General features: G+C 60.6%; 22 protein-coding genes. 10 read left to right on the forward strand and 12 right to left on the reverse strand.

The window, feature by feature from the left end:
* Positions 1 to 10 precede the first annotated feature (10 nt).
* Positions 11 to 1,696 carry a PTS fructose transporter subunit IIBC gene (gene fruA, locus ACJ8OK_RS01475; RefSeq protein ID WP_049278958.1) on the forward strand — a complete coding sequence of 562 codons (1,686 nt, stop codon included), beginning with the start codon at positions 11 to 13 and terminating at the stop codon, positions 1,694 to 1,696.
* A 60-nt stretch (positions 1,697 to 1,756) separates the two neighbouring features.
* Here fruA and nfo read toward each other — a convergent pair whose 3' ends face one another.
* Positions 1,757 to 2,596 carry a deoxyribonuclease IV gene (gene nfo, locus ACJ8OK_RS01480; protein WP_004935697.1) on the reverse strand — a complete coding sequence of 280 codons (840 nt, stop codon included), beginning with the start codon at positions 2,594 to 2,596 and terminating at the stop codon, positions 1,757 to 1,759.
* 85 nt (positions 2,597 to 2,681) lie between these two features.
* Positions 2,682 to 3,755, reverse strand: coding sequence for a YeiH family putative sulfate export transporter (locus ACJ8OK_RS01485; protein ID WP_442530344.1), 1,074 nt, complete (start codon positions 3,753 to 3,755; stop codon positions 2,682 to 2,684).
* A gap of 192 nt (positions 3,756 to 3,947) precedes the next feature.
* On the opposite strand from ACJ8OK_RS01485, the gene ACJ8OK_RS01490 reads away from it, so the two are divergent.
* The 3 genes from ACJ8OK_RS01490 (at position 3,948) to ACJ8OK_RS01500 (ending at position 6,810) form a co-directional block, all read left to right on the forward strand.
* On the forward strand, positions 3,948 to 4,145 hold the full coding sequence (locus ACJ8OK_RS01490) for a hypothetical protein (protein ID WP_103085500.1): 198 nt from the start codon (positions 3,948 to 3,950) through the stop codon (positions 4,143 to 4,145).
* Between the two features lie 98 nt (positions 4,146 to 4,243).
* Positions 4,244 to 5,110 carry a DNA-binding transcriptional regulator YeiE gene (yieE, locus tag ACJ8OK_RS01495; RefSeq protein WP_015378518.1) on the forward strand — a complete coding sequence of 289 codons (867 nt, stop codon included), beginning with the start codon at positions 4,244 to 4,246 and terminating at the stop codon, positions 5,108 to 5,110.
* A gap of 221 nt (positions 5,111 to 5,331) precedes the next feature.
* Entirely contained in the window at positions 5,332 to 6,810 is a 1,479-nt protein-coding gene (locus tag ACJ8OK_RS01500; protein WP_033632569.1) for an amino acid permease, read from the forward strand.
* A 46-nt stretch (positions 6,811 to 6,856) separates the two neighbouring features.
* Here ACJ8OK_RS01500 and ACJ8OK_RS01505 read toward each other — a convergent pair whose 3' ends face one another.
* Positions 6,857 to 7,957 (reverse strand): GGDEF domain-containing protein, encoded by a 1,101-nt coding sequence (locus tag ACJ8OK_RS01505; RefSeq protein WP_033632570.1) that lies wholly within the window; start codon positions 7,955 to 7,957, stop codon positions 6,857 to 6,859.
* 364 nt (positions 7,958 to 8,321) lie between these two features.
* Between ACJ8OK_RS01505 and ACJ8OK_RS01510 the strand changes: the two genes are divergently transcribed.
* Together ACJ8OK_RS01510 and ACJ8OK_RS01515 are read left to right on the forward strand one after the other, a co-directional pair.
* Positions 8,322 to 9,404 carry a FecCD family ABC transporter permease gene (locus tag ACJ8OK_RS01510; protein ID WP_048324372.1) on the forward strand — a complete coding sequence of 361 codons (1,083 nt, stop codon included), beginning with the start codon at positions 8,322 to 8,324 and terminating at the stop codon, positions 9,402 to 9,404.
* Positions 9,401 to 10,189 (forward strand): ABC transporter ATP-binding protein, encoded by a 789-nt coding sequence (locus ACJ8OK_RS01515; protein ID WP_004935663.1) that lies wholly within the window; start codon positions 9,401 to 9,403, stop codon positions 10,187 to 10,189. The genes ACJ8OK_RS01510 and ACJ8OK_RS01515 overlap by 4 nt, the downstream gene beginning before the upstream one ends.
* 33 nt (positions 10,190 to 10,222) lie before the next feature.
* On the opposite strand, the gene ACJ8OK_RS01520 is transcribed toward ACJ8OK_RS01515, so the two are convergent.
* The 5 genes from ACJ8OK_RS01520 to puuR form a co-directional block, all read right to left on the reverse strand.
* A complete protein-coding gene (locus tag ACJ8OK_RS01520) occupies positions 10,223 to 11,176 on the reverse strand; it encodes a siderophore ABC transporter substrate-binding protein (protein ID WP_261441037.1) in 954 nt (317 codons plus the stop codon).
* Positions 11,177 to 11,231: 55 nt separating this feature from the next.
* Positions 11,232 to 13,220, reverse strand: coding sequence for a ligand-gated channel protein (locus ACJ8OK_RS01525; RefSeq protein WP_261441036.1), 1,989 nt, complete (start codon positions 13,218 to 13,220; stop codon positions 11,232 to 11,234).
* Positions 13,221 to 13,464: 244 nt separating this feature from the next.
* The gene (locus tag ACJ8OK_RS01530; protein ID WP_213929311.1) at positions 13,465 to 14,460 is read right to left on the reverse strand and encodes an ABC transporter permease; all 996 of its coding nucleotides are present in this window, start codon (positions 14,458 to 14,460) and stop codon (positions 13,465 to 13,467) included.
* The gene (locus ACJ8OK_RS01535) at positions 14,457 to 15,968 is read right to left on the reverse strand and encodes a sugar ABC transporter ATP-binding protein (RefSeq protein ID WP_442530345.1); all 1,512 of its coding nucleotides are present in this window, start codon (positions 15,966 to 15,968) and stop codon (positions 14,457 to 14,459) included. Before ACJ8OK_RS01535 ends, ACJ8OK_RS01530 begins: the two co-directional genes overlap by 4 nt.
* A 157-nt stretch (positions 15,969 to 16,125) precedes the next feature.
* Positions 16,126 to 16,683 (reverse strand): HTH-type transcriptional regulator PuuR, encoded by a 558-nt coding sequence (gene puuR / locus ACJ8OK_RS01540; RefSeq protein WP_048324360.1) that lies wholly within the window; start codon positions 16,681 to 16,683, stop codon positions 16,126 to 16,128.
* A gap of 395 nt (positions 16,684 to 17,078) precedes the next feature.
* Here puuR and ACJ8OK_RS01545 point away from each other — a divergent pair, with 395 nt between their 5' ends.
* The gene (locus ACJ8OK_RS01545; protein WP_031300715.1) at positions 17,079 to 18,497 is read left to right on the forward strand and encodes a glutamine synthetase family protein; all 1,419 of its coding nucleotides are present in this window, start codon (positions 17,079 to 17,081) and stop codon (positions 18,495 to 18,497) included.
* Between the two features lie 535 nt (positions 18,498 to 19,032).
* The gene (locus tag ACJ8OK_RS01550; RefSeq protein WP_004935642.1) at positions 19,033 to 20,400 is read left to right on the forward strand and encodes an APC family permease; all 1,368 of its coding nucleotides are present in this window, start codon (positions 19,033 to 19,035) and stop codon (positions 20,398 to 20,400) included.
* 71 nt (positions 20,401 to 20,471) lie between these two features.
* On the opposite strand, the gene sbcB is transcribed toward ACJ8OK_RS01550, so the two are convergent.
* The 3 genes from sbcB to ACJ8OK_RS01565 form a co-directional block, all read right to left on the reverse strand.
* Positions 20,472 to 21,899 carry an exodeoxyribonuclease I gene (sbcB, locus tag ACJ8OK_RS01555; protein ID WP_049278605.1) on the reverse strand — a complete coding sequence of 476 codons (1,428 nt, stop codon included), beginning with the start codon at positions 21,897 to 21,899 and terminating at the stop codon, positions 20,472 to 20,474.
* Positions 21,900 to 21,989: 90 nt separating this feature from the next.
* Positions 21,990 to 22,178, reverse strand: a complete 189-nt coding sequence (locus tag ACJ8OK_RS01560; protein ID WP_004935635.1) for a DNA polymerase III subunit theta — start codon at positions 22,176 to 22,178, stop codon at positions 21,990 to 21,992.
* A 54-nt stretch (positions 22,179 to 22,232) separates the two neighbouring features.
* Complete coding sequence (locus tag ACJ8OK_RS01565; RefSeq protein WP_049278604.1) at positions 22,233 to 22,439, reverse strand: hypothetical protein; 207 nt, start codon at positions 22,437 to 22,439, stop codon at positions 22,233 to 22,235.
* A 258-nt stretch (positions 22,440 to 22,697) separates the two neighbouring features.
* Here ACJ8OK_RS01565 and ACJ8OK_RS01570 point away from each other — a divergent pair, with 258 nt between their 5' ends.
* Positions 22,698 to 23,807: an SDR family oxidoreductase gene (locus ACJ8OK_RS01570; RefSeq protein WP_374930577.1), complete on the forward strand. Its 1,110-nt coding sequence runs from the start codon at positions 22,698 to 22,700 to the stop codon at positions 23,805 to 23,807.
* 36 nt (positions 23,808 to 23,843) lie between these two features.
* Here ACJ8OK_RS01570 and ACJ8OK_RS01575 read toward each other — a convergent pair whose 3' ends face one another.
* The gene (locus ACJ8OK_RS01575; RefSeq protein ID WP_004935623.1) at positions 23,844 to 24,590 is read right to left on the reverse strand and encodes a S24 family peptidase; all 747 of its coding nucleotides are present in this window, start codon (positions 24,588 to 24,590) and stop codon (positions 23,844 to 23,846) included.
* 176 nt (positions 24,591 to 24,766) lie between these two features.
* On the opposite strand from ACJ8OK_RS01575, the gene ACJ8OK_RS01580 reads away from it, so the two are divergent.
* Positions 24,767 to 25,534, forward strand: a complete 768-nt coding sequence (locus tag ACJ8OK_RS01580; protein ID WP_021505907.1) for an N-acetylmuramoyl-L-alanine amidase — start codon at positions 24,767 to 24,769, stop codon at positions 25,532 to 25,534.
* Positions 25,535 to 25,598: the final 64 nt, after the last annotated feature.

The following is a 25,598-nucleotide window of genomic DNA, read 5'->3' on the forward strand; positions in this document are numbered from 1 at the left end:
AGGAGGCAGAATGAAAACGCTGCTGATGGTAGACAGTTCGCTGGGGCAGGCCCGTGGCCACCTGGCGAAACGCATGCTGGAGGCCGCCGCGGCCAAAGCCGGCCTGACGCTGGTCGAGTCGCTGCAGGACGCCGAACTGGTGGCGGTGGCGGGGCAGGCTGCCCCTGCTGACGCCGGGCTGAACGGCAAATTGGTGTATGTGGGCGAGGTAGAACAGGCGGTGCGTGAACCGGACGCGTTTCTGGCGCGCGCCCAGGCCGAAGCTGAAACCTATCAGGCGCCGCAGGCGGCGGCTGCGGTGAAAGCCGGTGGGCAAAAACGCATCGTGGCGATCACCGCTTGCCCGACCGGCGTGGCGCACACCTTTATGGCGGCCGAAGCCATTGAAAGCGAAGCGAAGAAGCGCGGCTGGTGGGTGAAGGTGGAAACGCGCGGTTCCGTAGGCGCCGGCAACGCCATCACCCCGGAAGAAGTGGCGGCGGCGGATCTGGTGATCGTCGCGGCGGACATCGAAGTGGATCTGGACAAGTTTGCCGGCAAACCGATGTACCGCACCTCGACGGGCCTGGCGCTGAAGAAAACCGCCCAGGAACTGGACAAGGCGCAGGCCGAGGCGGAAGTGTTCCAGCCGCAGCAGCGCGGCAACGCGGCGCCGGCGGCGAAAAAGAAAGAGGGCAACGGCCCGTATCGTCACCTGCTGACCGGCGTGTCCTACATGCTGCCGATGGTGGTGGCGGGCGGGTTGTGCATCGCGCTGTCGTTCGTGTTCGGCATCAAGGCGTTTGAAGTCAAAGGCACCCTGGCGGCGGCGCTGATGCAGATCGGCGGCGGCTCCGCCTTCGCGCTGATGGTGCCGGTATTGGCCGGTTTCATCGCCTTTTCCATCGCGGATCGTCCGGGCCTGACGCCGGGCCTGATCGGCGGCATGCTGGCGGTGAGCACCGGCGCCGGGTTCCTCGGCGGCATCATCGCCGGTTTCCTGGCGGGTTACGTCGCCAAGGCGATCAGCAGCAAACTGCATCTGCCGCAGAGTATGGAAGCGCTGAAGCCCATCTTGATCATTCCGCTGGTGGCCAGCCTGATCACCGGTCTCATCATGATTTACGTGGTCGGCACGCCGGTAGCGAAAATCATGGAAGGCCTGACCCATTGGCTGCAATCGCTGGGCACCGCCAACGCCGTACTGCTGGGGGCGATCCTCGGTGGCATGATGTGCACCGACATGGGGGGGCCGGTGAACAAAGCGGCCTACGCCTTCGGCGTGGCGCTGCTCAGCTCCTCGGTGTATGCGCCGATGGCAGCCATCATGGCCGCCGGTATGGTGCCGCCGCTGGCGATGGGTCTGGCGACGCTGCTGGCGCGCCGCAAGTTCCCGAAATCCGAACAGGAAGGCGGCAAGGCGGCGTTGGTGCTGGGGCTGTGCTTCATCACCGAAGGGGCGATTCCGTTCGCCGCCCGTGACCCTATGCGCGTGCTGCCGTGCTGCATCGCCGGCGGGGCGCTGACCGGCGCACTATCGATGGCGTTCGGCGCCAAGCTGATGGCGCCGCACGGCGGGCTGTTCGTGCTGCTGATCCCGGGCGCGATTTCGCCGGTGCTGCTGTATCTGGTGGCGATCGCCGCCGGCACGCTGTTGGCCGGGGTGGCGTACGCCCTGCTGAAACGTGCTGAAGTACCGGCGGCCAGCGTGGCGTAACGGCGAGCCAGCCATAAAAAACCGGAGCCCAGGCTCCGGTTTTTTCGTTTGGGCGCCGCGTTACTGCTGCGCCTTCAGCCAGGCGATCTCTTCGGCCCAGATATCCGGGTTTACCGTTTCCAGAATCAGCGGGATATTGTCGAAACGCGGATCGCGCATGATGTAGCTGAACACCGTTTTGCCGATGTTGCCTTCCCCCAGGCTGTGGTGGCGGTCGACGCGGCTGTTGAACTCGCTCTTGGCGTCGTTCAGGTGCATGCCGCGCAGGTAGTTGAAACCGACGATGTCACCGAGCTGTTTGAAGGTGTGTTCGCAGGTCTCTTCGGTACGCAGATCGTAACCGGCGGCGAAAGCGTGGCAGGTGTCGATGCAGACGCCGACGCGGCTTTTGTCTTCCACGCCGTCGATGATCGCCGCCAGGTGTTCGAATTTGAAGCCCAGGTTGCTGCCCTGGCCGGCGGTGTTTTCGATTACGGCCGTCACGCCGGCGGTTTTGTCCAGCGCGATATTGATCGATTCGGCGATGCGCGCCAGGCACTTGTCTTCATCGATTTGCAGCAGGTGGCTGCCGGGGTGGAAGTTCAGCAGCGTCAGCCCCAGCTGCTCGCAGCGCTGCAGCTCGTCGATAAACGCCTCGCGCGATTTTTCCAACGCCTCGGCCACCGGGTGCCCCAGGTTGATCAGGTAGCTGTCGTGCGGCAGGATCTGCCCCGGCCCGTAACCGTACTGGGCGCAGGCGCTCTTGAACTTATCGATCACGTCGGCGGCCAGCGGCGCGGCCTTCCATTGACGCTGATTTTTGGTGAACAGGGCGAACGCGGTCGCCTCCAATTCGTGCGCGCGGATAACCGCTTGATCCACGCCGCCTGACGCGCTGACATGTGCACCGACAAACTTCATCTTCATTCTCCTGTGTTATCGGTGACATTATGGCATTGATGGCGGGCGGATTGAATGGTGAAAAGCGGCGGCCCGCCGAAGGCGATTACAGCAGGTGTTGCACCAGTTGGTTTATCGCGCCGCCGCCAACCAGCAGCCAGAGGAACAGCAGCGTGGCCAGCAGAATCGGTTTCATCCCGGCCTGGCGCACGGCGCTGATGTGGGTGGTCAACCCCAGCGCCGCCATCGCCATTGCCAGCATCCAGGTGTCGGCGGTGATCAGATGGCGCACCAGCGTGGCCGGCAGCAGGTTGAAGGAGTTCAGCCCGGCGACGGCGATAAACAGCACGGCGAACCACGGAATGGTGATGGCGGATTTTTCCGCCTTGCCTGCGCTGCCGCGGCTGATGTAGCCCGACAGCAGCAGCAGGAACGGCGCCAGCATCATCACGCGGATCATCTTGGCGATCACCGCCGCGTTTTCGGCGTCCGGCCCGATGGCGTGCCCGGCGGCGACCACCTGAGCCACTTCGTGAATGGTGGAGCCGGCGTAGATGCCGAAGGTTTCCTGGCTGAACGGCAGCCACTGGAAGTGTTCATTCAACTGATACAGCCACGGGTAGGCGAAGATCGCCAGAGTGCCGAACACCACCACGGTCGAGACCGCTACCGCCACTTTGCTGGAGTCGGCCTTCAGCACCGGCTCGGTGGCCATCACTGCCGCCGCGCCGCAAATGCTGCTGCCGGCGCCGATCAGTATCGCGGTTTGGCTGTCGATGCCGAACACTTTCTTGCCGAGCCAGCAGGCCAGCAGGAAGGTGGTGATCAGGGTCAGCGCGTCGATGATGATGCCGCTGGCGCCGACGTCGGCGATCTGCTGAAAGGTCAGCCGGAAGCCGTAAAGGATAATGCCCAGACGCAGCAGACGCTGTTTGGCCAGCTGTACGCCGCTGTGACAAACGGTTTGCCAGCGGGGGTACAGCGTGTTGCCCACCAGAATACCGAGCAGGATCGCCAGCGTCAGTGCCCCCAGCCCCAGCTCCGCCACCCAGGGAATATCGCCGGCCCAGACGGCCAGCGCGGTGAGCGCGCCGGTCAGCGCCAGCCCCGGCACCAGCCGCGGCAGGCCAAACAGCGGAAAGCGTCGCTCGGGATAGGTGTGAGTGGTATCAGTCGCCATAAAAGTCAGTCCTTCAGTCTGTTTCTTGCTGCTAAGAGTACGTTTGGGCTGAATAAAAGAGAAATTGATTATATATTTATAACCTATCTGAATAAGTGGTATGGGATCAGGCATTGGCATAACGCCGCATTGCGGCTAGGGTGTGGAGGAGCGGCGAGCCGCCGTCAACTTTCCAACTAACAGGAGCAGGCGATGGATACCGACGATCAACGCAGAGAGCAGGTAGATCAGGAAGTGGGCCGCGCGGTGCGGCGGTTGATTGAAGAAAACAAGACGATCGACCGCGAGCATCTCGTGGCGATGCTGCAATTGATACTGCGGGACGAAGCCGGCACGCCGCAAGAGCCGGTGCTGGCCGCGGCGGCGCAGCTGGTCGCCTTGGGCAAATAGCGCGCCGATCTGGCCGCAAACAGGGTAGCCTGGCCGGGCTGCCCACATCACCATGTTGGGGTTCTCTGGCAGAACCTTCTTTCAATACCGGGACGGCTATGCATATCACGTTGCGTCAACTGGAAGTTTTCACCGAAGTGCTGAAAAGCGGTTCGACCACTCAGGCCTCGGTGGTGCTGGCGCTGTCGCAGTCGGCGGTCAGCGCGGCGCTGGCGGATCTGGAGGGGCAGTTGGGCGTGCAGCTGTTCGATCGCGTCGGCAAACGGCTGGTGATCAACGAACACGGCCGCTTGCTGTACCCCAAGGCGCTGGCGCTGCTGGAGCAGGCGGGGGAGATCGAGCAGCTGTTTCGCCATGATGGCGGGGCGCTGCGCATCGCCGCCAGCAGCACCATCGGCAACTATATGCTGCCGGAGATGATCGCCCGTTACCGCCGGGACTTTCCGGCCACGCCGCTGGAGCTGAACGTCGGCAACAGCCAGGATGTGATCGTGGCGGTGGCGGATTTTCGCGTCGATCTGGGGCTGATCGAAGGGCCTTGTCATATGCCGGAGCTGGTGACGCAGCCGTGGCTGGAGGACGAGCTGGTGGTGTTCGCTGCGCCGGATAACCCGCTGACCCGTCAACCGCCGACGCTGGAGGCGCTGGCGAATGCGCCTTGGATCCTGCGTGAGCGCGGTTCGGGCACTCGCGAGGTGCTGGATCATCTGCTGTTGGCGCACCTGCCGCACTTTCAGCTGGTGATGGAGCTCGGCAACTCGGAGGCGATCAAGCATGCGGTGCGGCACGGTATCGGCATCAGTTGCCTGTCCCGGCGGGTGGTGGCGGAGCAGCTGGCCAGCGGCGCGCTGGTGGAACTGCCGGTGCCGCTGCCGCCGCTGCGGCGCACGCTGTACCTGATCCGCCATCGGCAAAAGCACATTTCCAATGCGTTGCAGCGTTTTCTCAGCTATTGCGTGCTGTAATCGACAGCGCGTCACGTCTTCTATCGCCGCGCAGGCCAAAGAAAGCATAAAAACCTGCGCGCGCTCACATTAATGAGAGTAAGTAAGGCCATAAGGGGCGCGGCTAATAATTGCCTCTGAATTATGAAGCTATCTTATATCGGTGCAATGTTGCTAGTTCACCGGCGGGTATTTGTTACAATCCGCCCTCATTTTTCGAAGAGCAGATAGATAGGGAACGAATGGCTCAGCAGGATATAAAAACATCGGGGCAGCAAGCTCCCGGATTGCGCCGCGAGCTGAAAGCCCGGCATTTGACCATGATCGCCATCGGCGGCTCCATCGGCACCGGCCTGTTCGTCGCCTCGGGCGCCACGGTTTCTCAGGCAGGCCCCGGCGGGGCGCTGCTGTCTTACGCTCTGATCGGTTTGATGGTGTACTTCCTGATGACCAGTCTGGGCGAACTGGCGGCCTTTATGCCGGTCTCCGGTTCATTCTCCACCTACGGCGCCAAATACGTGGAAGAAGGCTTCGGCTTCGCACTGGGCTGGAACTACTGGTACAACTGGGCGGTGACCATCGCCGTTGACCTGGTGGCTTCGCAATTGGTGATGAGCTACTGGTTCCCGGACACGCCCGGCTGGATCTGGAGCGCGCTGTTCCTCGGCCTGATGTTCCTGCTGAACTACATTTCGGTGAAAGGGTTCGGCGAGGCGGAATACTGGTTCGCGCTGATCAAGGTCAGCACCGTGATTATTTTCATCGCCGTCGGCGTGCTGATGATTGTCGGCATTCTGAAAGGCGGCGAGCATGCCGGCTGGCAGAACTGGACCATTGGAGATGCGCCGTTCGCCGGCGGCTTCTCGGCGATGATCGGCGTGGCCATGATCGTCGGCTTCTCGTTCCAGGGCACTGAACTTATCGGCATCGCGGCCGGCGAATCGGAAAACCCGGGTAAAAATATTCCGCGCGCGGTGCGTCAGGTGTTCTGGCGTATCCTGCTGTTCTATATCTTCGCCATCCTGATCATCAGCCTGATCATTCCGTATACCGATCCGAGCCTGCTGCGCAATGACGTGAAAGACATCAGCGTCAGCCCGTTCACCCTGGTGTTCCAGCATGCCGGCCTGCTGTCGGCGGCGGCGGTGATGAACGCGGTGATCCTGACGGCGGTGTTGTCCGCCGGTAACTCGGGCATGTACGCATCGACCCGCATGTTGTACACCCTGGCATCGGAAGGCAAAGCGCCGCGCATCTTCGCCAAGCTGTCGAAAGGCGGCGTGCCGCGCAACGCGCTGTACGCGACCTGCGTGGTGGCCGGGCTGTGCTTCCTGACCTCGATGTTCGGCAACCAGTCGGTTTACCTGTGGCTGCTGAATACCTCGGGCATGACCGGCTTCATCGCCTGGTTGGGCATCGCCATCAGCCACTACCGTTTCCGTCGCGGTTACATGCTGCAGGGGCGCGATCTCAACGACTTGCCGTACCGTTCCGGTTTCTTCCCGCTGGGGCCGATCTTCGCCTTCGTGCTGTGTCTGATCATTACTCTGGGGCAGAATTACCAGGCCTTCCTGCAAGACAAGATTGACTGGTACGGCGTGACCGCGACCTACATCGGCATTCCGCTGTTCCTGCTGATTTGGTTTGGTTACAAGCTGTCGCAAGGCACCCGTGTCGTGAAGTACAGCGAAATGGAATTCCCGAAGATGGACGTGAAGTAATCTTCGGTGAGTGACGCGCGGCGGGGGCTCCCGCCGCGTTTTGTTTTTACTTTTTCCCGCCTTTGGCTTCCGCCAGCGCCTGCTGCGCCGAGCTCATCAAACTCTCTACCGTCGCGTAATGCTGCGTCAGCGCCAAAATGCCGGCGTTAAGCCGCATGTTCACCTCGCCGAACGCGCCAAAATCGTAGGGCGCCTCCAGCGGCGGCACAATGCGCGCCAGAAACTCGCTTTCCGCGCCGTAGGGCAGATCGTGCACCAGAATCAGAAACAGGCCGCCGGTATAGCGGCAGACGTAGTCGCTCGGGCGGATCAGCGTCTTGAGGCGCTCGCCGACGGTGCGCAGCACGTCGTCGCCGATCTGGACGCCGTGGCTTTGGTAGAGAGCAGCTAGCGGACCAAACTCAAGAATGAACAGGTGGGAGATCGGCTGCGCCGTTGCGGGGCGGCAGATGCTGCGCATCACCACCTCGCCGCCTGCGCGGTTGAGAAAGCCGGTCAGGCGATCGCGGTGCGATGCCTGCTGCTTCTCCCAGGCCAGCGTGACGTGCTGCACCAACTGGCGGTGGTAGCGCGCGATCATGCCATGGGCCAGCACCAGCCACAGCGGCGCGAGATCCGCCATGACAAACAGATTTTGCACGCGCGACAGCGGCGCCGCCAGCAGGTAGGGCAGCGTCAGCGCGATCACCTCAAGCAGCGCGAAGCGCGGCGCGGCGGCATGGCGCTGCATCAACCAGCAGGCCAGGGCGGTGATGGTCAGGCCGGCGAACAGGATAAGCACGAAGCGGCCCGACAGCATCGCCAGTGCGGCACTGGCGCCAACCAGCAGCGCCCACAACAACACCGTCACCAGCATGGCGTTCGGCCAGGCGGGTTGGCGCCTTTGCGCCAACCTGGCGCGCCCGGCGGTCAACAGCAGCAACAGCAGCAACAGGCCGATACCGACCAGCGGTTGGTTCAGCCAGGCGTACCCCACCAACAGCGCGGCCGGCCCCACGGCATTCAGCCAGGGGGTGAGAGGAGAGGGCGTCAGCGTGAGACGCAGCTGGCGTTGAAACGGTTCGTCATCGGCGTGCAGCGGGCTGTGCAACAGCCAGTTCAGCAGCGCCGGGCGTTTGGGCGTTACCGCCGGAGATGGACTTCTCATTACAGCCTCGTCAATAAGGCCGCTCTTGCGGCGGCCTGAAAGTTTTTTGCACGCGCGGTGCTGTGGTTTTGGATTCTATGTGGTTTTGCCGCTATTTGTCAGAGTCTGGTCGGATCAGGAATAATTTTCAGAATAATTAACCTACTGGCCGTTGGCGGGGGAAAGCGTGGTGGTTTGAAAAATGGCGATAAAAAACAAATTATTACATTTCGACAACGCTGTTTTCACCCATTGATATGATTGATAAGTATTATCGTTTGCTTTATTGTGGGCGGCTGCGCGCAGGCTGTCGCCGCGCGCTTTCCGGTTTACGGCGGACGCCTTCGCGCCGCTGTCATGATGGTTGTAACAGGTATCTTAACGAATGAGCGTATCCACCGATCCCATGACTGACGCCAAGGGGCAACCCAACGCCGGCGTGATGGGGCGTTATCAGCATATTCTTCGCCATCGCCTGTTGATGATGGGCGTGTTGGCACTGGCGATCCTGGGCTCGCTGCTGCTGGATTTCACCATGGGGCCATCCGGCCTGTCGCTGTCGTCTTTGTGGCAAACGCTGCTTGATCCCGCCGCGGCCGATGCCGGCACGCGGGTGATCGTCTGGGACATCCGCTTGCCCTATGCGCTGATGGCGGTGGTGGTGGGCTTTGCGCTCGGCCTGGCCGGGGCGGAAATGCAGACCATCCTGAATAACCCGCTGGCCAGTCCCTTTACTCTCGGCGTGTCTTCCGCCGCGGCCTTTGGCGCCGCGCTGGCGATCGTGCTCGGCATCGGCATTCCGGGGATCCCCGATCAGTGGTTCATCTCCGCCAACGCCTTTATCTTCGCGCTGTTCGCCGCGCTGATGCTCGACGGCATCACGCGCTGGACGCGGGTCGCCACCTCCGGCGTAGTGCTGTTCGGCATCGCGCTGGTGTTTACCTTCAACGCGCTGGTCTCGATGATGCAATTCATCGCCAGCGAGGATACGCTGCAGGGGCTGGTGTTCTGGACCATGGGCAGCCTGGCGCGCGCCTCGTGGGACAAGCTGGGCATTCTGTTCGCCGTGTTCGCCGTGCTGCTGCCGCTGTCGATGATGAGCTCGTGGAAACTGACCGCGCTGCGTCTGGGTGAAGACCGGGCGGTGAGCTTTGGCATCGACGTGCGTCGTCTGCGGCTGACCACGCTGCTGCGCATCAGCATGCTCTCGGCGCTGGCGGTGGCTTTCGTCGGGCCGATCGGCTTTATCGGCCTGGTGGCGCCGCACATCGCCCGCATGATCTTCGGCGAAGATCACCGTTTCTACCTGCCGGCCAGCGCGCTGATTGGCGCGCTGGTGCTGTCGATGGCCTCGGTGGCGTCGAAAAATCTGGTGCCCGGCGTGATCATTCCGGTGGGCATCGTCACCTCGCTGGTCGGGGTGCCGTTCTTCCTGAGCATTATTCTGCGCCACCGGGGGAACGTATGAGCCAGGGGTTACGGATAGAAAACTTCTCGGCGGGTTACCCGAAACGCCAGGTGATCGACAATCTCTCGGTGCCGATGCTGCCGCGCGGGCAAATCACCGTGTTGCTGGGGCCGAACGGCAGCGGCAAATCGACGCTGCTGCGCTCGCTGGCCGGGCTGAACCCGGCGCAGGGCAAGCTGTGGCTGGACGACGGCGATCTGATGCAGATGCCGTTCGCCCGTCGCGCGGAGAAAGTGGTGTACCTGCCGCAGTCGCTGCCCGCCGGGGTGCATCTGCACGTGCTGGAGTCGATCATCGTGGCGCAGCGCGCCTCGGGCGGCCGCAGCAACGCCGGCAGCGAAGCGGAAGTCATGGCTTTGCTGGAACAGCTGGGCATCGCCCACCTGGCGCTGAGTTATCTCGATCAGCTGTCCGGCGGCCAGAAACAGTTGGTGGGGTTGGCGCAGTCGCTGATCCGTCAGCCGTCGCTGCTGCTGCTGGATGAGCCGCTGAGCGCGCTCGATCTTAACTATCAGTTCCACGTGATGGATTTGGTGCGTCGCGAAACCCGCAAGCGCAATATCGTGACGGTGGTGGTGGTGCATGACATCAACATCGCGCTGCGTCACGGCGACCACGTGCTGATGCTGCAGGATGGCGATCTGATCGCCGACGGCGCGCCGGATCAGGTGATAACGCCGCAGAGCCTGGCGCGGGTCTACGGCGTGCGCGGGCGCATCGAGCGTTGTTCGCAGGGCACGCCGCAGGTGCTGATAGACGGCCTGGTAAACCAGCCGACGATTTAATCCAGGAAAAAGCCCGGCATCGCCGGGCTTTTTTTATCGCGCAGCGTGGGTTAGCGCCTCGCTCACGCGTTCGACGACGTGCTGGGCGGTGACGATGCCGCCGGACAGATAGACCTCGGCCGCCGGCAGGTAAACTACCTGGCCTTTCTTCACCGCCGTGGTTTTCTTCAGCGCGGTGCCGGTGAGGATCTTCTGCGGCGCCACCGCGTTCGGCCGTCCGGTCGCGGCGTCTCTGTCGATGACGAACAGCCAGTCCGGATTCAGTTTGGCCACCTGCTCAGGCGTCAGCTTGTTGCCGCGCACGTCTTTTTCATCGGACTGCAGTGCGGACGCGAATCCGAGGGCGTCATAGACGAAGCTGAAACGGCTCTTGGGGGCGTAAGCGCTGATCTTGCCGCCGGAAAACAGCACCACCAGCCCGCGTCCGGCCTGGGCGGCCTGCGGTTTGACCGCCGCGATCTGCGCATCCAGCTTGTCGATCGCCGCCTGCGCCTGTTGCTGCTTATCGAACAGCTCGCCCAGCTGCAGCGTGCGCTGTTTCAGGCTGCCCAACTGATCCTGCTGATCGACGGACATGTTCAACGTCGGCGCCAGCGTGTTCAGCTCGTCATAGGCTTTGGACGCCCGGCCGGCGATCAGGATAAGATCCGGTTTGGCGGCGCGCAGCACGGCCATATCCGGTTGGAACAGGGTGCCGGCATTGAGGTATTTGTCATCCTGATAGCGCTTCAGGCTATCCGGCAAGTTCTTGCGGTTGCCGGGCAGCGCCAGCGGTTCGACGCCCAGCAGCTGCAGCGTTTCCAGCGAGGCGTAATCCAGCACCACGATGCGCTGCGGGTGCTTCTTCACCTCGGTGCTGCCGTTCAGGTGCTGGACGTTGACGGTAGCCGGGGTAGCGGCTACCTGCGTATCGGTTTTGCTGTGGCAACCCGCCAGCGCCATCGCGGCCAGCAGGGCGATCATCAGGGGGGAGCGGCGTAATTTCATGGAGCTTCCTCACGGTGATGGAATGAAAAGGGCGCGCGGCGCGCGCCCAGGGGCATCAGAAGTTGTAGGTCATGCCGACGGTGTAACGGCGGCCGTCCAGCGTGGTGTTATAGTGATCGTAATCCACGGTCTTGTCGAGGATGTTGTAGACCCCGCCGGTCAGCTGCAGGTTTTTCGCCGCCTGGTAGCTCAGGCCCGCATCGACGAAGGTGTAGGACGGCGTGCTCTTGGCCATCGAGGTACGGCTCAGATACTCAGACGTTTTGCTGCGGAAATTAACGCGCGACCACAGGCTGAGGTCCTGCGTGGCGCGCCAATCCAGCACGGTGTTAACCATGTGCTTCGGCATCTGGTTCAGCGCCTTGCCCTGGAACTCGCCGCTCTTCTGCTCGGAAGAGGTGTAGGTGTAGTTGGTGTTCCACTTCCAGTCTTTGTTAATCTGCCAGCCGAAGGTGGCTTCTACGCCGCGCATATTGGCTTTGTCGACGTTGACGCGATCGCTGATAAAGTCGTAGACGTCATTGCCGATCTTACAGTCCGGCGTGTCTTCGCAGCGGCGCACTTCGGTGATCTTGTTCTTGAAGTCGGTGTTGAAGACGGTGACCCCGGCGTTGACGCCTTTCAGGCTATCCCACATCAGGCCGATCTCTTCGCTCAGGCTCTTCTCCGGCTGCAGATCCGGGTTGCCGACGATGATGCCTTTACGCACGCCGCCGCCGGTGACCTGGCCCCAGTTGGCGGAGGATTGGCGCAGGTCCGGCGATTTGTAGCCGGCGGAGACGCCGCCTTTCAGCGTCCACTGTTCGGTCAGGTGCCAGACCCCGTACATGCGCGGCGTCCAGTGGCTGCCGAAGTTTTCGTCCTGATCCATGCGGATGCCGGTCGTCAGACTGAAGTCGTTGGTCAATGCCCACTCATCTTCGGCGAACAGCGCCCAGCTCCAGCGCGTCAGCTTGCTGAGACCTTGCGCCGATTCAAGCTGGTTGCCGCTGTCGCTCAGTTTTTCATAGCGATACTGACCGCCGAGGTTCAGCATGTGTGAACCCAGCTCGAACTGGTTCTGGGTGTTGAAGATGGTGTTGTACATCTTCATTTTGCGGCCCGGGTTGTTGGTCTCTTCCCGCTGAACGTAGCTGGTGGAGTTGCCGAAGTCGTAATAGCCGTTGTGGGTCAGCGCGTAGTTGGTGCGCGTATACAGGCTTTCGCTGCGCGATGTCGGCGTGCATTTGCCTTTGCTGCAGCGTTCCGCTACCACCGATTTACCCGGCGTGCTGTTGCGATCCTGCAGCGAACGACCGATTTCGAAGTCGAATTCGTTTTTCTCGTCCGGGGTCAGGGTGAACACCGCGGTGCCGCTGCGCATGCGCTGCTCGTTGTAACCGTTGGTGATTTTATCTTCGGCGCGGCGCGACAGCAGGCCGTTGACCCGCAGGCCGAGCAGGCCTTCAACCAGCGGGCCGGAGGCGTAGGCGTTGGTCTGGAACAGATCGCCGGAATCGCGGTTTTCCTGAAGGGTGGCGTCGCCGTGCAGCGAGCCTTTCCACTCGGTGCGCGAGGTTTTGCGGGTGATGACGTTGATCACGCCGCCCATGGCGTCGGAACCGTACAGCGAAGACATCGGCCCGCGCACCACTTCGATGCGCTCAATGGCTTCCAGCGGCGGCAGCCAGCCTTGTTCGATGCCGGCGTTATCGCTGTTCGGCCGGGTGCCGCGGGTGTCGACGCGCTTGCCGTCCACCAGGATCAGCGTGTACTTGGAAGACATGCCGCGAATGCTGATGTCGCTGCTGCTGGCGCCGCCGGTGACCACTACGCCCGGCACGTCTTTCAGCGCGTCGGTCACGTCGCGATAGGCCTTATCTTCGATCTGCTGGCGCGGGATCACCGAGATGGAGGCGGCGGAGTCCTGAATTTTTTGCTGGAAGCCGGAGGCGGTGACGACCATGGTGTCTTGGGTGTCGTCCTGCGGCGCGGCCAGTGCGGCGGTGGCGCTGAGTGAGGCGATCACCAGAGCGGCGAGCTTGCTGTAACGTGGCGTTTCCATGAGGTAAACCTTTCCTGGATTGAAGTGAAAGTAATTAACCAATTGAATTTCTAATGAAATAATTCATCGTTCGCTGAGAAATCCGTCGCTTCGTCAGCGTTGCGTGAGGCCATTGTAAGGATTTTTTACTGAATGTAAACGCTAATGATAATTCATATCATTTGTATGCTTGTTATTCTGGCGGGAAAGAGTAACCGGATGAATTAAAGGGAAAAGCGGCGCAGCAGACGTGCGCCGGAGAGGATCAGCGTTTCTGGATATAGGTGATGGCCAGCGCCAGCGCCAACACCAGGCCTTTGATAATGTCCATGGCGTAGTAGGGCACCGAGAGCATCACCAGGCCGTTTTGCAGCACGCCGAGGATCACCGCGCCGATCAGGGTGCCGAGCGCATTGGGTTTGCCGGCGCCGGCCAGCGAGAAGCCGATATAGGCCGCCGCCACCGCGTCCATCAGATAGCCGCCGCCGGCATTGACCTGCGAAGAGCCAATACGTGACGCCAGCAAGATGCCGCCAAGCGCCGCCAGCCAAGAGGAAATGACGTAAGCGGCAACCCTGTAACGTACGGTGCGGATGCCCGACAGACGCGCAGCCTCGGGGTTGCCGCCGATGGCGTACATGCGGCGGCCGTGCTTGGTCAACGACAGGAACAGCTGCACCGCCACGGTGACCGCCAGCATGATCAGCACGATCACCGGCACCTGACCGAGAGCGGCAAACACTTCCGGGATCGGGCCTTCCGCCATGTCGCCGTTCGGCAGCACCATGTTTTGGGTGATGGAGCCGCCGTAGCTGTAAGTCATCGCCACGCCCTGGATCACGAACAGGCTGGCCAGTGTCGCCAGCATATCGGGAATTCTGAACACCACGATCAGCAGGGCGTTGAACAGGCCGACCAGCGTGCACAGCAACAGCGTCACTACGATGGCGCCGGTGGTGCCGAACCCGTGCCAGACGAACAGCGAAATCACCAGCGCGTTGGCCAACGAGGCGGTCGAACCGACCGACAGATCGAAACCGCCGACCGACAGCGAGATGGAGACGCCGATGGCGATCACCGTCACGATGGCGATCGAACGCAGGATATTGATGATGTTGTTGGCCTCGAGAAAGTTGTCCGACGCCAGGCCAAACAGGGCGATCAGCGCCGCCACGGTCAGCAGCATGCCCCATTTGTAGAGGAAATCAAACAGCTGTTGGCGCCAGGGCAGCGCAGGCCGCAAGGCAAATTCTTTACTCACGCAGGGGTTCCTCCGGTGGAATAGAGCAATAAGGTTTCTTCGTCGATGTCGGCGGCGTTCAATTCCGCCACGATGCGGCCGTCCCACAGCACGCAGATGCGATCGCACAGGCCAATCAGCTCGGCGAACTCGCCGGAGGCGTAAATCACGCCTTTGCCGGCGCGGGCCAGGCCGTCGATCAGGCTGAACAGCTCCTGTTTGGCCTTGATGTCCACGCCCTTGGTCGGCTCATCGAAGATCAGCACCTCGGCGTCGCCACGCAGCCATTTGCCGATCGCCACTTTTTGTTGATTGCCGCCTGACAGGCGCGCCAGCCGCTGTTGCGGGCCGGAGGCGCGAATATTCAGACGCTGCATGATCTCGCGCGCCCAGCGCAGCTCTTGCCGCCGGCTGAACAGGCTCCAGCGCGAGAAGCTGTCGTCAGCGCTGACGCTCAGGTTCATCGGGATCGCCTCGTCGATGAAAATACCTTCTTTGCGGCGTTCTTCCGGCACCAGCGCCAATCCTTGTTCGACCGACAGGTGCGGCGCGCGTGGCACCCAGGGCTGCCCGCGCAGTTCGCCGCGCTTGAGCTGCACGGCGCTGGCGCCGAACAATGCCTTGCACAGTTCGGTTTTGCCCGCCCCGGCCAGCCCGGCGATGCCGAGGATCTCGCCCTCATGCAGCCGCAGCGAAACGTCGCGCAGCTTATGGCGATCGTGCAAGCCCTGCACCTGCAGCAGCGTTCGCTCAGGGTGTGGCGGGCGCGGCGGCGGGAAAATGTCGTCCAGCCGATGGCCGAGCATCTTCTCGACGATCTGTTCGCCGCTCAGCCCGCGCATGGCGTCTTCACTGACGCGCCGGCCGTCGCGCAGCACCGTTAGCCGATCGCAAATGTCGCTCAGTTCGTGGATGCGGTGGGAAATAAACACGATGCCGATGCCTTCGGATTGCAGGCGGCGCACCACTTTAAACAGGCGCTCGCTCTCGGCGCGATCGAGCGGCGCGGTCGGCTCGTCAAGCACCAGAAAACGGCAGCGGTGCGACAGCGCGCGCGCCAGCAGCACCTGCTGTTTTTCCGCCAGCGTGCAGTCCGCCAGGCGTCTGCGTGGGTTGAGCGGCAGTGCCCATTGCTGCAGCAGCTGCGCGGCGCGGCGGTGCAGCTCCGCCCAGTTTAGCCAGTGGCCCGGCTCGTTCAGCCAGTCCAGCATGATGTTTTCCGCTACCGACAGCGTGGGGATCAGCGCGACGTCGACCTCTTGCTGCACCACGTGAATGCCATGGCGGCGCGCCTGCAGCGGGGAGTGGATCGCCACCGGCTGGCCGTCGATCAGGATCTCGCCGCGATAATGATCGTGGGCGCCGGAGAGGATCGCCATCAGCGTCGACTTGCCCGCGCCGTTGGCGCCGACCAGCGCATGGATTGAGCCGCCCTGCAGCGTGAAGTCCACGTCCTGCAGCGCGTTGAAGCCGGCGAAGGCGATCGAGATATTGCGCATCTCGAGGCGTGAAGGCGTTGCGGTTGACATAGGGTAGTAAGGCCGTTTAGATGTTTAGATGGCTGCTTTGCTCTGTTGTAACACAGATTGCGCCGTTGGCAACCCACAAAATGGCATAACGGCGATGAAAAAAGCGTGGGTGGGCAGGGGCGCAACCCGCGTCAGGCTGCGCCGGTGCGAGAAGCGGTCAGAAGGTGGTAGGGGTGTGTGCGCTGACGATACGGCAAACGCGAGCCGACGTATTGCTGAAGCTGTGCGGAATGCCGGTGTTGATGGCGTAACTCTGACCGGCGGTCAGGCAATAGCTCTGGCCATTGATGGTCAGCACGATCTCGCCCTCCAGCAGGGTGCCGATCTCTTCGCCCTGATGCTTGATCTTTTCGCCGGTGGTGGTGCCGGGCTGGTAGGTTTCCAGCATCATCGCCAGGTTGCGCGTCGGGCTGCCGTTGTGCACCAGCTTCATCGACACCCCCTGGCTGCCGATCTCAATCAGATCCTCGGCGTCGATCACCACGCGCGGTTCGTCGACGGCCTCCGGTTCGGCAAAGAATTCAGACAGCGACAGGCCATACACCTTCAGCAGCTTTTGCAGCGTGCTGATGGCCGGGCTGACCTTGTCCTGTTCGATGGTGCTGATCGCACTGTGGGTTAACCCGGACAGTTCGGCGACCCGGCGCTGCGACAAACCCAATTGCTGACGGATCTGTGACAGGCGTTTGCCCGGTGCCAAGCTGGCTTCGCTCATAGCGGTACTTCCTTCTGGTAGGGGCGACAGGCAGACATGAATATCGTTATCGGGCGCCTGTCTGGGCGATAACGATGCTGCATGATATCGATAGTTAGGGCAGGTTTGGAAAATATATTGCCCATGTTCACTCTCGGTGCGTTGGACGAAATAGTTGACGTAAAAATGGCAGCAAGGCCTTTTCGGTCAATATTTTATCAATTTAGCAGCTGGTGGTGAATAATCAAACAGGATTGTAACATTTGCAAACCCATTCTGTTAATACTATGTTTCATATTGTGGATGTTATTTTGAGCGCCCGGCAGCGGCGCGACCTGGCGAGAAATCCAATCATGTGTTGAATCGAACGGCGGACGGGCGCTAACGCGCCTTAAGAGCATAATGGCGGGTGACGTATGCAAACCAATAGCGCAGCAGTTGAACATTTTGCACAGCATCATGAAGAGAGGCGAAGTAGCGCGTTCCAAAATGAGGTTGCTCATTATTTGGAACGCCATCCCGCCACGCAGTATGTCGATATCCTTCTCACCGATCTCAATGGTTCCTTCCGCGGCAAACGCATACCCGTCTCAGGGTTGAAAAAACTGGAAAAAGGCAGCTACTTCCCCGCGTCGGTGTTCGCCATGGACATCCTCGGCAACGTGGTGGAGGAGACCGGTCTTGGGCAGGAGCTCGGCGAGCCGGATCGCATTTGCCTGCCGGTGCCCGGCTCGCTGACGCCGTCGGCCGCCGATCCGGAGCATATTGGCCAGGTGTTGCTGACCATGCTGGATGAAGATGGCACTCCCTTTGACGTTGAACCCCGTAATGTGCTGAACCGCGTGTGGCAGGCGCTGCGACAGCGCGGCTTGTTCCCGGTGGCAGCGGTAGAGCTGGAGTTTTATCTCATCGACAGGCAGCGCGACGCAGAAGGCGATTTGCAGCCGCCGTGTGCGCCCGGCACTCAGGAGCGCAACACCCAAAGCCAGGTGTACTCCGTCGATAACCTGAACCATTTCGCCGAGGTGCTGAACGATATCGACGCGTTGGCGAAGCTGCAGGGGCTGCCGGCGGACGGCGCGGTGGCGGAGGCGTCGCCGGGGCAGTTCGAGGTCAACTTGCGCCATTCCGACGACATCTTGCTGGCCTGCGACCACGCGCTGGCGCTCAAGCGGCTGGTGCGGCTGGTGGCCGAGAACCACGGTATGCACGCCACCTTTATGGCCAAACCCTATGAGGATTACGCCGGCAGCGGCATGCACGTGCATGTCAGCATGCAGGACGGGGCGGGCAACAACCTGTTCGCCGACGGCGAAGGTGAGGATTCACCGTTGCTGAAACAGGCGCTGGCCGGGATGATCACCCTGATGCCGGCATCGATGGCGCTGCTGGCGCCGAACGTCAATGCCTATCGGCGTTTCCAGCCGGGGATGTATGTGCCGATCCAGGCCGCCTGGGGCCACAACAATCGCACCGTGGCGCTGCGCATTCCCTGCGGCGAACCGGAGAATCATCGGGTGGAGTACCGCGTGGCCGGCGCCGACGCCAACCCCTATCTGGTGATGGCGGCGATCCTGGCCGGCATGTTGTACGGGCTGGACAACGCGCTGCCGTTGCCTGAGCCTGTGACCGGCAACGGGCTGGAGCAGGAGGGGCTGCCGCTGCCGATCCGCCAGAGCGATGCGCTGTACGAGTTTGAACATCAGCATGCGTTGACCCACTATCTGGGCGAGCGTTTCACCCAGGTTTATCATGCCTGCAAGACGGACGAATTGCTGCAGTTTGAACGGCGGGTGACGGAAACCGAGATCGACTGGATGTTGAAAAATGCCTGAATGGGCGTATAAAGTAAGAAGTATGTGCGGGCGACCGGCCTGCTGGTAGCGGATTAATTCGCCTGCCGGGCTGGTTTTCCGTTCGATCGACAAAAAGAATTTGTATTTGAGGGCTTCCGGATCTTGTCATCCGGAGGCATTCTGGTGCAAAATATCTCAAATGCAGATAGCCGACGTTTTGAAAGCGTCGGTTATTTTTTTTGCATTAAGTTTTACCAACGTAGCGTTTCATACACCAAGCGAGGCCGGACACCGATCCGGATAGATAAATAGTTTCGTGCACGATCAAACAAAACTTTATGGTCGTGACTCATGAGGATTAGAAAGATGGGGCAATTTTTCACTTTAGCGCCGGTGCCCGCCGGTTTCCGCTGTGGCCGCAGCGACTATGGAGCAGCCGAGGTTACCTCGACCCGTTATCCAGCTTACAATCCCCTTCTTTTAGAATTAAGTCGCTCGTTGCGAAGTTTCCCCGCAACCTTAAGTCTTGGCGTGTCCGCCATCCGCAAGGCTCAAGGTAAGGGGGGGCTGAACAATGTCCGATAACACCCTTAACGCCGCTCCGGCTCAGCGCACTCAGCTGCGTAAAACCCTGACATTAGTTCCGGTAGTGATGATGGGTCTGGCTTATCTGCAGCCAATGACCATCTTCGATACCTTCGGCATCGTATCCGGCCTGACCGATGGTCACGTCGCGACCGCGTACGCCTTCGCTCTGCTGGCGATCCTGTTTACCGCCCTGAGCTACGGCAAGCTGGTGAAGAAGTTCCCTTCCGCCGGTTCCGCCTACACTTACGCCCAGAAAGCCATCAGCCCGCACGTCGGCTTTATGGTGGGCTGGTCATCGCTGCTGGACTACCTGTTCATGCCGATGATCAACATTTTGCTGGCCAAGATTTACCTGGAAGCGATCTTCCCGGGCGTCCCGTCCTGGATCTTCGTGGCGGTGCTGGTCGGGTTGATGACGATTTTCAACCTGCGCGGCATCAAGCTGGTGGCCAACCTGAACTCCATCATCGTGGTGGTGCAGGTGGCGATCATGATCGTGTTCCTGGGGCTGGTGATCAACGGCGTTTACCACGGCGAAGGCGCCGGTACGCTGGTCAGCAGCCGCCCGTTCTGGTCTGATAACGCTCACGTGGTGCCGATGATTACCGGCGCGACCATCCTGTGCTTCTCGTTCCTGGGCTTCGACGGCATCAGCTCGCTGTCCGAAGAAACCAAAGACGCAGAGAAAGTGATCCCGAAAGCCATCTTCCTGACGGCGCTGATCGGCGGCATCATCTTTATCGTGGTGTCTTACTTCGTGCAGCTGTACTTCCCGGACATCTCGCGCTTCAAGGATCCTGACGCGTCGCAGCCTGAAATCATGCTGTACGTGGCGGGCAAGTTCTTCCAGTCGGTGATCCTGGTGTTCTCCTGCGTGACGGTATTGGCGTCAGGCATGGCGGCGCACGCGGGCGTTTCGCGTCTGATGTACGTGATGGGCCGCGACGGCGTGTTCCCGACTCGCTTCTTCGGCTATGTGCATCCGAAGTGGCGTACCCCGGCGCTGAACGTGCTGCTGGTTGGCGCCATCGCGCTGTCCGCGGTGTCGTTTGACCTGGTGACCGCGACCGCGCTGATCAACTTCGGTGCGCTGGTGGCCTTCACCTTCGTCAACCTGTCGGTGATCTCGCAGTTCTATATTCGCGACAAGATGAACCGCACCGTGAAGGACACGTTCAACTACCTGATCCTGCCGGTGATGGGCGCACTGACCGTCGGCGCGCTGTGGATCAACCTGGAAGCCAGCTCGATGACGCTGGGCCTGGTTTGGGCAGCCATCGGTCTGATCTACCTGGCCTTCGTCACCCGCAGCTTCCGTCTGCCGGTGCCGCAAGCGAGCGAAGACGCCGCCTAAGCGCGAGCCGTCTCCTCAGCCACAAAAAAGGCCGCTTTCGCGGCCTTTTCCTTTTCTGCTTGCTGCGGGTTTTATCCCACCAACTCTTTGCCGTAATCGAACAGCGCTTTCAGCAGGGCGGTTTTCTCTTTGTCGCCTTCGTGCAGGTTATACAGCGATTCGAGCTGCAGCAGGTAACTCTGCACGCGCTCCGCGCTCAACGTTTCCTGGCGGTGTTGCAGCCAGCGGCGCTGCTCGGCGTCGTCCAGCGTATTCGGATAGTTGCGCGCGCGGAAGCGGAACAGCAGCTCTTTCATGCGGCCGTCGCTGAAGGCCAGATCCAGCGCCGGCAGGTTCTGCGGCTTGGTCTGCTGGATAATCCTCATCGCCGCCTTGTCGGCGTCGCTGAAGAAACCGTCGTACAAGCGGGCGTCGACGTCCTCGGAACCTTTGAACGGCTCGGCTTCGGCGAACAGCGCCACCACTTTCTCGCGCACTTCCGGGTGCTGTTTCAGCAGCTGCAGATTTTGCAGGCACGCCTGACGATCGATGCCCAGCCGCTCGGCGTTCTCCGGCAGCAGGGTTTTGGCCGGCGCCAGCACCGGGCATTTGTTGATGTGCACCAGCTTGATCGGCACCGGCGCCTGATCCGGCGCCAGATCGTCGCGGCGGGTGTACAGCCTTTCACGCAGCTGCTCAGCGCTCAGCGTCAGCAGCGGCGTCATGTCGCCGGCCAGATCGCACATGATCACCGCGTTCTTGTTGTCCGGGTGCCAGGCCAACGGCGACACCCAACTGGTGTTGCCGCGCGCCGCGCCGAACATGCCGGAGACGTGCACCAGCGGCGTCATGTCGGCGACGTCGATTAGGGCGTTCAGCTTGTGCTTGTTGCGGTGCTGCAGCAGGAAATCGAACAGCCGCGGCTGCGCCTGCTTGACCAGCTTGGCCATGGCGATAGTGGCGTAAACGTCCGACATCGCATCGTGAGCCTGCGTGTGTTCGACGCCGTTGGCGCGCGTGAGGTGTTCGAGGCGGAAGCTGGGGAAACCGTCTTCGTTTTCCGGCCAGACGATGCCGTCCGGGCGCAGGGCGTAGCAGGCGCGCATCACATCCAGCAGATCCCAACGCGAGTTGCCGTTTTGCCAGCTGTAGGCGTAGGGATCGTAGAAGTTGCGATAGAAGATATTGCGGCTCACTTCGTCATCGAAGCGGATGTTGTTGTAACCGAGAATGCAGGTGCCGGCCACGCTGAAGGCCTGATGGATTTGGCGGGTGAACTCGGCTTCATTAACGCCTTTGGCGCGCGCCACCTGCGGCGTGATGCCGGTGATCATCACCGCCTCCGGTTCCGGCAAGTAGTCGTCGGCCGGGGCGCAGTAGATGACCAGCGGCTCTTCGATAATGTTGAAATCCATATCGGTGCGCACGCCGGCGAACTGCGCCGGGCGGTCCAGCGACGGGCTCTTGCCGAAGGTCTCGTAATCGTGAATATAAAATGTGGCCGTTGCCTTGCTGCTCAAAATCGCGTCTCTTCAGTGGCGGATACAATATGCCCCTATTGTAACGGCGTGGGGAGCGATGCCAAGCGGCGGTTAGCGAAATGCGCGCAATTACGCACGGCGATAGTAATCCAACCGCTGATGAAAGTAGGGGAGCAGGTGGTCGGGGATCTGTTGTTCCGTTTCCGTCTGGGTCGAGGCGATGCCGTAGCGCTCGTTGTAGATCACGCTGATGGCCAGCAAATCGGTTTCTATTTTCTCGCGTTGCGCCTGCGGTAAGCTATCCAGCTTTCGAGCCATCGTTATCTCCCTGTTAATCTTAGGGTATAATAGGATCGTTAGCCGGTCTTGTCCCTACCCATTCCGGGGGGCGGCGGAGGCCTGAACGCTTTGCTGCGGGCAGTGGGGCAGACTGTGGCGGGCGGCGAACTCGCTCTGCGCCTGGTGCGCATTGAGGCGATCTGTCCGATTATACAGCGAACAGGCGCCGCTTATCACTGCCCCCCAAAACAGGGTGCACAGCAGCAAAACCCCCAACCAGATTTTTTGGTTATAGGTCATAAGTCCTCCACGGACGAGAAGAGAAATAACATTGACCGTTAAATTAAATCAGGCACTACATCAATAGTATTTAAACGGCGGAGATTAATCATAGAATCTACGCGGTTCTTTTGTTACTAAACCCATGATGGATGTTTCAAAAGATTCCTTAAGATAATATTAAGAAAAGTGTTTAAGGGCGCCGTAATTCTATTTAATATTTGTTTAAATATCCGCGGATACAATCAACCACATTCAATGCCAATGTGGGTGACAATGATGAAAACGCTACTGTTGACCGGCGCTACCGGCTTTCTTGGTGGTGCGGTTCTCGAAAAATTATTGATTGAAAATCAGTCTGTTAATTATCTTTTACTGGTGCGTGCAGACGATGCGCAGCAAGGGCTGGCCCGTATTCGCGAGAATATGGAAAAGTTTAATATCGATGCGAACCTGCTGTCTAAAATTACGATTGAAAATATATTATTGGGCGACCTTTCCGAGCCGGCCGGCTTTTTAACTGACGCTCGTATTAACAATGTTACGCACGTTATTAACTGCGCGGCCGTTGCTTCATTTGGTAATAACCCGCTCATTTGGAAGGTAAACGTAGAAGGCACTCTGGCCTTTGCCGAAAGAATGGCGCAGGTGCCGGGATTAAAACGTTTCCTGCACGTCGGCACCGCCATGTCCTGTTCGCCGGAGCCGGGTTCGCTGGTGGCGGAGAGCGGCGAGTTTGAGGAAGACGCCGAACACCTGGTGGAATATACCCGTTCCAAATCCACCATCGAACAGCTGATGCGCCAGCGCTGCCCGCAAATGCCGTTGACCATCGCTCGTCCGTCGATCGTGGTGGGGCACACCCGCCTGGGCTGCCAGCCTTCCAGCAGCATTTTCTGGGTGTTTGGCATGGCGCTGATGCTGCGCAAGTTCATGTGCTCGCTGCAGGACAATATCGACGTGATCCCGGCGGACTATTGCGCGGATGCGCTGGTGATGCTGATGAACAGCGAAACGCTGGAGAACGACGTTTATCACATCTCTGCCGGTGAGGAGAGCAGCGTCAGCTTTGCCGAAATTGACAATGCCATGGCGGCGGCTCTGGAAAAAGCGCCGGTGGGCGATGAGTATGCGCAGGTGACCTATGACGCGCTGGTGAAAATGCGCCGCCAGCTGAAAGACATTTTCGGCCCGTGCAACGAGCGGCTGATGCTGAAGGCGATGCGCCTGTACGGATCGTTCGCCATGCTCAACGTGCGTTTCAGCAACGAGAAGATCCTCAAGCTGGGCATGCCGAAACCGCCGCGTTTCACCGACTACATCGCCGGCTGCGTGCAGTCGACGCGCGGGCTGTCTATCCAGCAGCAGATGGTGGTGGACTTCAAATAACCGCCGGGCGCAACGGGCGCCCGAGGTTATCGTCCGTTACCAGGACGAAGACGACCAGAAGACGCGGCCGAGCACCACCAGTTGCTCCTTGCGCTGCTGATAGCTGAGATGCTCGTCCTGGTACTCTTCCCGGTTGAGGGAGCGGATGACGACGCCGCCGTCCGGCTGTTCGATCAGCACCTTCACCCGCAGCAAATTGCCGTGGCGGATGGCGTAGGTCTTGCCCTCGCGGATGCGCGTGTCGTCGGTGTTGATGCCGACCACGTCGCCGTCCTGCAGACGCGGTTCCATGCTGGAGCCGGAGATGCGGATAATGCGCGCGGCGTTGACCGCCACCCCCATCTTGTGCAGATAGTAACGGCGGAAGATCAGCGAAAACTCCTCGCGATCGACGATTTCGTAGCAACCGTCGCCGGCGGAAAAATCGATATCCAGCAGCGGGATCTCCACAAACTCTTCCTTGTCTTGTTCGGTATCTTCCCATACCACCGGTTTCAAACGGGCGGGCTGGAAGTCCGACTCCGCCGCCACGTTGTCAAACGGGCGCACCAGCTGCTTTTCATGAAACACGTCGAACCAGCCCTTGGGCAAATTCAGCCTGGCCTCGATCCGCCTGGCCAGATTGTCGCCAAGATTGCGGGAGGATTTCTCCCCGATGATTTGGCTCAGCGTCGGCGCGGAAGACTCAACCAGCGTGGCGAACTCATTCTGGTTGACACCTTGTCGGGCGTAGCGGGCCATCAATTCGCGCAGATTGTTGCGCCTGATTTCTTTAGTTTCCATCGTGCAATGATCGCACTCTTTAGCAAAAAGGTAAATAACGGTTTTGCTAAAAAATGCTTGCGCATTATTTAGCAATTAGCTAAAACAAAAAGGGTGAGCCAAGGGTTCACCTGTGCGGAGCGGCCTGTCATGATGAGAGGCCGCTCAGTGAAATCAAACGAGAGAGGGACTTTACGATGTACAAGATTGATTACAATAGCTACCGATCGGTCGCCAGCTTCGGCCACCGCGTGCGTTTTCTGGTGCTGCACTACACGGCGCAAAACTTCGCCGACTCGGTGACGTCGTTGACCGGAAAATCGGTCAGCGCGCACTATCTGGTGCCGGATCCGACCGATGCCACCTACCAGGCCGCCGGCTTCAGCGGCGTGCGCATTTTCAACCTGGTGGACGAGAACGAGCGCGCCTGGCATGCCGGCACCAGCCAGTGGGGCACCCGCAGCAATATCAACGACACCTCGATCGGCATCGAGATCGTCAACCTGGCGAGCGGCGACGGTGGAAACATCACCTTCCCGCCGTTCAATCCGCAGCAGATCGAGGCGGTCACCCAGCTGGCGCAGAACATCCTGCAGCGCTATCCGGACATCTCGCCGGTGAACGTGGTGGCGCACTCCGACATCGCGCCGGGCCGCAAGAGCGATCCGGGCCCGCAGTTCCCGTGGCAGCAGCTGTATCAGGCCGGCGTCGGCGCCTGGTATGACGAAGCGACCAAGCAGCAGCGCCAGCAGGAATACTGCAGCCAGGGCCTGCCGGCGCAGGCTGAGCTGCTGAAACTGTTCGCCCAATACGGCTACGACACCTCGGCGGCGAACACCGCAGAAGGCTACCGCCAGCTGGTGCGCGCATTCCAGCTGCACTTCCGTCCGCAGAAGTATGACGGCGTGATGGATGTTGAAACCGCCGCCGTTCTGCGCGCGCTGGTCGACAAATACGCCGCCTGAGCCTGAAGGTGAATGGGGAACGCCTCATTCGCCTTTTCCTCGCCGGGCTTCCTCCGCTAAAATA

The sequence above is a fragment of the Serratia sp. CY71090 genome, assembly GCF_052166845.1.
GTDB classification, from domain to species: Bacteria; Pseudomonadota; Gammaproteobacteria; order Enterobacterales; family Enterobacteriaceae; genus Serratia; species Serratia nematodiphila.